Below are 8643 nucleotides of genomic sequence, written 5' to 3' on the forward strand. Positions count from 1 at the left end.
GTAACAACGTATATGGTTATACATATCTATATTTAAATAACTTTTGGTTATTTAATAAGTTCTGTTTTCCTGTACAAGCCCGTTTGACCGCTATACTTGTGTGTTAAGCTTAGACCAGATTTTTGTAAAGAGATCAGTAGTATGCGTTTGTGCATGTTATTTCTGTCAATATTGCTCTGTAGTTGTCAGCCCAAAGACCGCCTTGAACCCGTTACTATTGTTATCGGCAGCTGGTACGGCTTTTATCCTTTCTATTATGCGATAGAGCATGGCATTGATCGGCAGGTCGGCATTCGACTCAAGATAGTTGAACCGAATAACATTGGAAACTTTAGACGCGGCTACATGCGCCAACAAGTCGATTTTGGTGCAACCTCGATGATTGAATTTACTAATGCGCATCGCATGAGCCAGATCGATATACGTCCTGTGATCTTTACCGATTATTCCAACGGTGGCGACGTTATTGTTGCGACCCGCTCGATTCAGTCCTTGGCAGACCTAGAAGGTGCACGCATCGCAGTGCCTTCGCAAGGTATCGCAGAATACATACTTTCACTGGTTTTTGATGATCCCGTGCCCAGTAATCATTTTGCCCAGTTCAAGATCCCGGAGGATGAGTGTGCAGATGCGTTTAAAGAGGATTTAATTGATGCATGTGTGACCTACCCGCCGATGTCGACATTTTTGCTAGAAAATCCAGATTTGCATCAGATTTACACTACCGCTGAGCACCCTCGTCGAGTGTTTGATGTCGTCTGGGCCAAACCACATGTCAGTGATGATCTTGCCGAGAAAATGCTAAAATTGTGGTTTGTTACTCTAGAGAAGGTTAAGGCTGACCCTATTAGTTTCTATCAATTTGTTGCCAAGATTGCCGATGTGCCTACTGCTGCTGTTTCAGAATCCATGCAGGGTATTGAGCTACTTGATGAGGGCAAGCACCGAGAGTTTGTCGAAGATTATGCCGACAAAGTAAAAGATATTGTCACCGCATGCCAAGTGGCTAAGAATCCTAACTGTGCGCAATACGGCGAAATGTTTGAGGAACTCAATTAATGCGTTTTGGTATAGCGCAAAAGCTGATCATTCCGACGACTTTGGTGTTTATTGTATTGAGCCTACTGGTCACTAATACCCTTCTGAACCTGTACCGGGAAGAACAGCTCGATACGACCAAACGACACGCGATTGACCTTGCCAGCCAAGCCGCCATGCAATTTGACTTTTCTTTAGGCGATGACAGCTTAAAGAAAGTCGTCACGGGTATAGCCCTGAGCGATCATATTCTGCAAGTCGCAGTGGTTGATCCGAGTAACGACAATGTAATAGCTTCGAGTTTTTATCGTTATGCTGAGCAGTCTGTGGTTGATTTACCGGAGATAATGCAGTCGGTGTATTTTGCCAATCGAAACAGTGTTGTCCCAGTATTCACTGATGTGATCGATAAGCAATATGCAATGGCTTATCCAGTAACGGTACTGGCTGCCAATAATACCGATACGCGCCCGCTCATACTGATCATGTACTTCGATACACTGGTACTCGACCGCCAGTACGCGGAATACCAATGGCGATTCTCTATCGTTGCGATACTGTTTGTCAGTCTGCTTTTGGCTTTACTATACATTCTTGTGCGACAAGTCATTAGACGACCGCTGGCGCGTTTTGAAAATTCTATCCACACCCAAACCGAAACCGGGCATTTAGGTGAAGTTGAGCTTGATACTGGCGACGAACTTCAAGATATCGCGGATACCTTTAATCGATTTGTCCGAGCCGAGCAGGCTACCTTTAAAGCTCAACAACAAGCGCTGGTGGCTACCGAACAATTAGCAGCGAAGAAGACCCAATTTTTAGCCAACATGAGCCACGAGTTGCGCACACCGTTAAATGGTATCACTGGACTTGCGCAACTATGTAAGGACGAAACGGATGAGGAGAAGCGGCAAAAATACCTGAGCCAGCTACTAAAATCATCAGGTTTATTGATATCACTGGTCAACGACATACTCGATTTTTCCCGAATGAACGATGCTGAGTTGACTCTTTCACCCACCTGCGGCGCGTTGCGAGAGGTTATATCTGAAATCTACGACCTGACAAAAGTGGTCGCTGACCAGAAAGGGGTACTATTGGAGTATCAGATCGCCACTACCTGTTCTACTGGCTACCTCCTCGATCAAAAGCGCTTAAAGCAGGTGCTGTTAAATTTATTAAATAACGCCATTAAGTTTACTGAACAGGGCAAAGTTACCCTTACCGTTGACTTTCAACAGGGACAATTGGTCTTCCTGGTTCAAGACACTGGCATCGGTATTTCAAAGCGTGACATCCAGCGCTTATTCGACCCGTTTGAACAAGCTGATAGCAGCATATCGCGCAAATACGGCGGCACGGGCTTAGGCCTCTCAATTTGCCAAAAAATTGTTGAGTCGATGCAGGGCAAAATAACCGTATCATCAACACTGGGTCAGGGCAGTAAATTTAAAGTGAGTATTCCAGCTGAGGCTTGTATACCTTTGAATGACCCACCTAGTGCGCCGCATGTGACTGACGGCGCGAACAAGGGGCTAAAAATTTTGGTCGCCGAAGATAATGATATTAATGCACTGATTATCCAGGATATGTTGGCGTCGATGGGCCACAAGGTTGTGGTGGTGGATAATGGTGAAAAAGCCGTAGTCGCATGTCGAGAGAAGCGCTTTGATGTTGTTTTAATGGATATTCAAATGCCAATCATGGATGGCCTTAAAGCGACCCAAAATATTCGGGATCTAGGAGATACAACACCTATTGTTGGTTTAAGTGCCAACGTCTTTAAGGAAGATGAAGACGCTGCGTTGACAGCAGGAATGAATGATTACTTGCATAAACCAGTCGTCAAAGCGACCTTAGAAAAGTGCCTGTCTCAATTTAGTGCTCAGTGATTCTGAGTACTTTCCTCTTTAAAACTTTACTTTATAAGAACAACTTAACCCCATGCTAATCAATCATTTACGCGAGTTTCAAATAAGTAGACTTGACCATTATTTAGCCAACCACCAGCATTGAGTTGAACAGCTCGGGTACGTGATCATTGAAGAGCTGCTATCGGCTGATGAGTTAGCAACCATAAAGGCGGAAATTCTGCCTTTACTCAAAGAACACTACTTTCTCGGCACACCACTTGAAGTTGTCGCTGAAGTGTCTGAAGATATTCGCAGGATACGTGGCTATTCAATTCATCCGCCTTTCGCCGACATGGTTAATGGCATGCACCCTAAACGATTACTCTAGAATCTAGAATGACAAAAGCCGCAGTAAAAGAGTCAACTCGTAAGCGAATTTTAGACGACGCAAGGCAAGAGATAGTAATTGGCAAAGGCGATTTGGAAGTCGCCAATGTTGCCAAGCGCGCAGGCAGTGGGCCTCTATTAAGGCACGGTTCTCTTGAAGATAATGGAGCAGACATTTAGATAGATTGACAGGACAAGGATAGCTTTTGAGGTAATGAAGTGCTGAGATTGATTGTACTATTCGCTTGGATTGGGTGCTTTTTGGCGGTTTTTCTAACCGCATACAAGTTACTGTTTACTATATTAACGGCCCTAATAACAGCTTGCATGTTTTTGCTCCCTATAAAGTACCCTAGTCGAACAGAGGTCAAACATTTATCTGAGCAGCCATTAACGCTATTGCAATCCCCATTCCTCTATATTCTTGTCTTGCTTGTTGTGTGCGTGGCGTTCTTTATGGGAATTAGGCAAGAATGAGCAACTACCAGACAATCCCTTTCGCAGAAGCGATAATCGTCTGAAAGACAAGGTGATGACGATCAATGAATAGATCGTTACTCTGTTTTCAAATGGTGCTTTCACGGCAAAAGGGTATGCCAAAGTGAAGTCCGCGGCCCAAACACCGTTTATAATCCAACAAAAGCGTATGGAGCCGCGTATTCGCTTTCTTAATAATAATTTTATTCAATATACTCGCGCTGGAATATTGCCAACATTTTACCAGTTTTCGCAGTCCACACGCCTTGTGCTAATTCAGGCGTTAAAATCTGTACCAACTTCCAGCCATCTTGCCCTTCTTTATTTAGTATTTCTGATAAATTGGGCATCTTTGACTTTTTAATTCCCGCAAGAAAACCCTCATTAGATTCAATTTCCAATGTCTTGGTTTCATATTTTTTCATCTTTACTGTTTCCTCATAGTCGAGGTCATCGAAACTCACGTCCAGTGCAGATGCCAGCGCTTTTTTGGACTGTAGCGAAGCTGTCGCCTCCTTCTCAATTCGCTGTATCGTCCTCAAATTTAAACCAGAAGCCAGTGCTAACTCTTCTTGAGACCAACACTTTCTGGTTCTTAACTCTAAAACTAACTCTGCATTAATTTTCATACAAATCTCGTGACTGATGTAATGGAGACAGCGGCATTATTCATAAAGCGGCCGGAATTTTTTACGACTACATTATGATATCAATACGAAGAATATACGACAGTTTTACGACATCAAACCATATCCAATCCGTTTTGTAGGTTTGCAACATGAATTACAAAGCATTTTTTATATCTGCTAGAAAAGTTGAGGTTGTTAGAGAAAAACGGCAAATCTATCGATACGTTATCGTATTACCGCCCAGTTTTTTTGATTCATAAAGAGCGCTGTCCGCGCGGTTGAACAAACTTTCCAAATTGTCGCCCGGTTGCAATTTCGCTACGCCAAAACTGGACGACAATGATTGTCCACGCACGGTAATAGTGCGAATGCCTTCCCGTAATTCATCGACCAGCTGTGTCGACTTATCAATGTCCAAAGCTGGCAATAACAAGACAAACTCGTCCCCGCCAAAGCGGGCGAAAATATCGGTCTTACGCAGAATAGAAAACGCCGTTTGACCCACTTTTTTCAGCGCCTCATCACCTGCCATGTGCCCTAGCTCATCATTAATCAGTTTGAACTTGTCTAGGTCAAACAAAACCATGAAAAGTTTGCTGCCGGACTCATGACTTTGCGCGATTTCGAGCTCTGCACGCTGTTCCATGTAGTCCCGGGTGTAGGCTTTGGTCAATTTGTCGATAAATACCAAGCGTTTTAAGTGGCGATTGTCGGCCTGTAACTGAGGAATAGCGATGCCAAACAGTGCGTTTGCTGCAATGACGTTTAGCGCAAACTGGTATACCTTGACGTCTTCCATCAAGCCTAGTAGATGTACCATAACGACAATAAGCACACTGCTGATCACGAGGCTGATAATGTTCGCTTTGGCGCTTTCTGTGCAAGCTATCCACATATGCGTGACAGTCAGAAAAAAGATAGCGAACACGCTATATTCTGAATCCGTGATATAACCTAAGTACATAATCACAATGATAAGAATAACGTTCATCACCACTTTTTTGATAGTAGTGGCTAATGAGCCATACTGGCTACTGGTAAAGCTCTGCAAATCAATCAAACTGTTTCTGTAATAACGCGCGAGCAAAGCGGTAAATAACGGGGTCAGAATCACGATACCCGCCATATCACCAATCCAGAATGGTAAAATCGTATCCGCTACGTCCTCAGCAGGCATTTGTCCTGTATGGACTAAAGACAGGAGCACAAGAAGGGTAACAATTAATGCCGACACGCAACTGACTAGCAGGAAGGCCACCATTAATTGTGGAGTATGCGTGCCAGGCTTACGGGCAATGTTACCGATGAGAGAAGCGCCGGCCCAGTAGGGGAATATGTGTGCCAGTCCAAACAAAAAACCGCCCCACACAAATTCGCTCAGCGTTAATGGAAGTTGGTAATGATGGCCATTCCAAATGGTGATCACAATCGCCGCTGCTAAAACGGGCAGAAACGCACGATAACCAGCCACCAAAAAGCACGCGAAGGTAAAGCCCGCTGCAGGGAACCACACGCTGGCATGCTCGGTATATTCCATTATTCTGCCCGCTTGCCAGACAAGCAGCCAGGAGATAGAAATCGTGACACTACGCAGAATTACAATCGCACACGACTTCGACGTCACTCTGTACTCTCGCATAAGTAATCTCAAAATGGCGCGATGAAACGCCATGCTGATCGGTTAAGCTCTAACCTGCCTCTAATCCTAGTCGTCAATGAGTAAGCTGTGCTGATGCACAAGTCGTAGTTATTCTTCCATACTGAGCGCCTTAGCGACAGTCTTGAACTGACTTTTCGCCCAAATTGCGAGCGTTTGTAGCAAATCCAGATGCCTAACAGCGCATTATTCAAACTCATTTTCCTAAATATGTACAAGATTATCTAGAGCCTGATAAGAATCCTGAACAAATTCAAGTAAACGCACATATATTGAGAAAAGTTACTAGAACTGATCGGGCATTCCATAGTTGAGGAAGTGACTAACTGCAATCGCATTCTTGACCCTACCCCAAACGTGCGAAGCAGAAGAATGCCTTTGCCTGACAAAGACAAGGAGCAGACATTCGATAAGAACTAAAAACATCACTTTTGAACGAACACTTTCCTCGGAAAGCGGAAGCTCGATTTGAAATGGAAATAGGGGTAACTGTATACAGTTTCGAATTTGACAACTTGATTTGAAACGCAAACAATGAAATTTGCGTTCACAGCCAATACGACACGATGCAGTCACCAAATACTTACATGGCCTTTATATCCTATCGGCATGCGGATAATACTGAGCAAGATAGGCAATGGGCCACGTGGCTGCATCAGCAGCTGGAAGTGTATGATGTACCGCCTGAGTTAATCGGGACTACCAATCTGCGTGGTGAAACTATTCCTGAGCGGATTTACCCCGTGTTTCGTGACGAGGTATCGCTACCGGCTGATGCGGATTTAAGTAATGCCATTACAAGCGCATTAGAAAAATCCGCTTTTATGGTGGTGTTATGCTCGCCCCGAGCCACACAATCCAAATATGTGAACCAAGAAATTCTGCACTTTAAACAAACGGGCAAGCAAGACCGTATCATGGCAGCTCTATTGCTCGGTGAGCCCAATGCGTCGATTGACGAATCTAAAATAGAAGACCCCGAAAGTGCGGCCACCCTGGAGTGCTTCCCTGAGGCGTTACAGTACCACTTAGACGCCGATGGCAATCTAAATAAAGAGTCACAAACCGAGCCCATTGCGGCTGACTTTCGCCTGCCCGGTGGAGGTAAAGGATTAACCAATCCTTCAGCGTATAAAAAATACCTGATTGAGCAAGGCAAAAGTCGTAAGCAAGCAGAGCATTTAGCCACACTGTATGAAGAGCAATTGGCGAATGCCAAGCTTAAAATTATTGCTGGTATACTCGGGGTATCGCTTGAGCAGCTGACAACCCGAGACAAAGTCCACCAATTAAAATTGGCGCGTAAGAAAACCCGCCAAATCAGTATTGTAGCCAGTGTCTTTGGCGTGTTGTTCGTGTTAGCAGGCATTGCGGGTACTATAGCTTATCAACAATATACTAAAGCGAATGAAGTGCTTGGCTCATTAAGTAGCAATTTGCAGTTTATGAACTTTGAGTTGCGAGATGTATTGCAAGCCTATGTACCCACTGAGCAGCGCTTAGCTGTCAGTGAGCAAATCGATGCTATCTTGGCTCAGCTAGATGCCTACAGCATGGAGAACGAAGATAATCTTTTTCAAAAAGCTGTTGCTTTAGATCAAAAAGCGGATTTGCTCGCACAAAGTGATACAGCGGATTTGTCACAAATACTAGCACTGTATCAACAAGCGCATGCAATTAAAAAAGAACTCACCGCGACTTTTCCAGACAATCTATTATATAAACACGCCCTATCGGTTTCGCATAATAATATCGGTGATATCCAGCGGACGTTAGGCAATACCATAGCCGCCCTTGAGGCCTATCAGCAGTCTCTAGATATAGATAAGCAACTCGTTGCACAAGACCCGCAAAACACCGATTTTCAGCGTGGCCTGTCGATATCTTATGAGCGAATGGGCGATATCCAGCGGCAGTTAGGTAATACCGAAGCAGCGATAGAGGCCCATCAGCAGGCACTGACCATTAAAGAACAACTCATTGCACAAGACCCGCAAAACGCCGGTAATCAGCGTGGCCTGTCGATATCTTATGAGCGAATGGGCGATACCCAGTGGCAGTTAGGTAATTTCGAAGCAGCGCTAGAGGCCTATCAGCAGGCGCTGACCATAGATAAGCAACTGGTGGCACAAGACCCGCAAAACACCGATTTTCAGCGTGGCCTGTCGGTATCGCATAATAATATCGGTGATATCCAGCGGACGTTAGGCAATACCATAGCCGCCCTTGAGGCCTATCAGCAGGCGCTGACCATTAGAGAACAACTCGTTGCACAAGACCCGCAAAACACCGGATTTCAGCATGGCCTGTCGATATCTTATGAGCGAATGGGCGATACCCAGTGGCAATTAGGTAATACCGAAGCAGCGCTAGAGGCCTATCAGCAGGCGCTGACCATAGATAAGCAACTCGTTGCACAAGACCCGCAAAACACCGATTTTCAGCGTGGCCTGTCGGTATCTTATGAGCGAATGGGCGGTATCCAGCGGCAGTTAGGTAATACCGAAGCAGCGCTAGAGGCCTATCAGCAGGCACTGACGATTAGTAAGCAACTGGTGGCACAAGACCCGCAAAACGCCGGTAATCAGCGTGACCTGTCGGT

At 45.0% G+C, this 8643-nt stretch carries 7 protein-coding genes (1 of these 7 running past the window's edge); 5 read left to right on the forward strand and 2 right to left on the reverse strand.

Annotated elements, in window-relative coordinates; all coding sequences use genetic code 11:
- The first annotated feature begins 153 nt into the window (after positions 1-153).
- From QTP81_RS00290 to QTP81_RS00305, 4 genes are all read left to right on the forward strand, one after another.
- On the forward strand, positions 154-1059 hold the full coding sequence (locus QTP81_RS00290; protein WP_289362934.1) for an ABC transporter substrate-binding protein: 906 nt from the start codon (positions 154-156) through the stop codon (positions 1057-1059).
- Complete coding sequence (locus tag QTP81_RS00295; protein ID WP_289362935.1) at positions 1059-2930, forward strand: HAMP domain-containing hybrid sensor histidine kinase/response regulator; 1872 nt, start codon at positions 1059-1061, stop codon at positions 2928-2930. The genes QTP81_RS00290 and QTP81_RS00295 overlap by 1 nt, the downstream gene beginning before the upstream one ends.
- Positions 2931-3072: 142 nt before the next feature.
- Entirely contained in the window at positions 3073-3279 is a 207-nt protein-coding gene (locus QTP81_RS00300; protein WP_289362936.1) for a hypothetical protein, read from the forward strand.
- Positions 3280-3287: 8 nt separating this feature from the next.
- Entirely contained in the window at positions 3288-3458 is a 171-nt protein-coding gene (locus tag QTP81_RS00305; RefSeq protein WP_289362937.1) for a hypothetical protein, read from the forward strand.
- A gap of 500 nt (positions 3459-3958) precedes the next feature.
- Here QTP81_RS00305 and QTP81_RS00310 read toward each other — a convergent pair whose 3' ends face one another.
- Both QTP81_RS00310 and QTP81_RS00315 read right to left on the reverse strand, forming a co-directional pair.
- Positions 3959-4384, reverse strand: a complete 426-nt coding sequence (locus QTP81_RS00310; RefSeq protein WP_289362938.1) for a DUF4177 domain-containing protein — start codon at positions 4382-4384, stop codon at positions 3959-3961.
- Between the two features lie 214 nt (positions 4385-4598).
- A complete protein-coding gene (locus QTP81_RS00315; RefSeq protein WP_289362939.1) occupies positions 4599-6008 on the reverse strand; it encodes a sensor domain-containing diguanylate cyclase in 1410 nt (469 codons plus the stop codon).
- 620 nt (positions 6009-6628) lie between these two features.
- On the opposite strand from QTP81_RS00315, the gene QTP81_RS00320 reads away from it, so the two are divergent.
- Positions 6629-8643 carry the 5' portion of a tetratricopeptide repeat protein gene (locus QTP81_RS00320; protein ID WP_434532960.1) on the forward strand. 838 nt of this gene lie beyond the right edge of the window, so 2015 of the gene's 2853 nt are visible here — the first part of the coding sequence; its start codon is at positions 6629-6631; the stop codon falls past the right edge of the window.

It is taken from the genome of Neoalteromonas arenosi (genome assembly GCF_030362855.1).
Classification (GTDB): Bacteria; Pseudomonadota; Gammaproteobacteria; order Enterobacterales; family Alteromonadaceae; genus Alteromonas_E; species Alteromonas_E arenosi.

Coding starts and splice junctions, on each gene's coding strand:
- QTP81_RS00290 (WP_289362934.1), top strand. CDS start 154: ATGTTATTTCTGTCAATATTGCTCTGTAGTTGTCAGCCCAAAGACCGC.
- QTP81_RS00295 (WP_289362935.1), top strand. CDS start 1,059: ATGCGTTTTGGTATAGCGCAAAAGCTGATCATTCCGACGACTTTGGTG.
- QTP81_RS00305 (WP_289362937.1), top strand. CDS start 3,288: ATGACAAAAGCCGCAGTAAAAGAGTCAACTCGTAAGCGAATTTTAGAC.
- QTP81_RS00310 (WP_289362938.1), bottom strand. CDS start 4,384: ATGAAAATTAATGCAGAGTTAGTTTTAGAGTTAAGAACCAGAAAGTGT.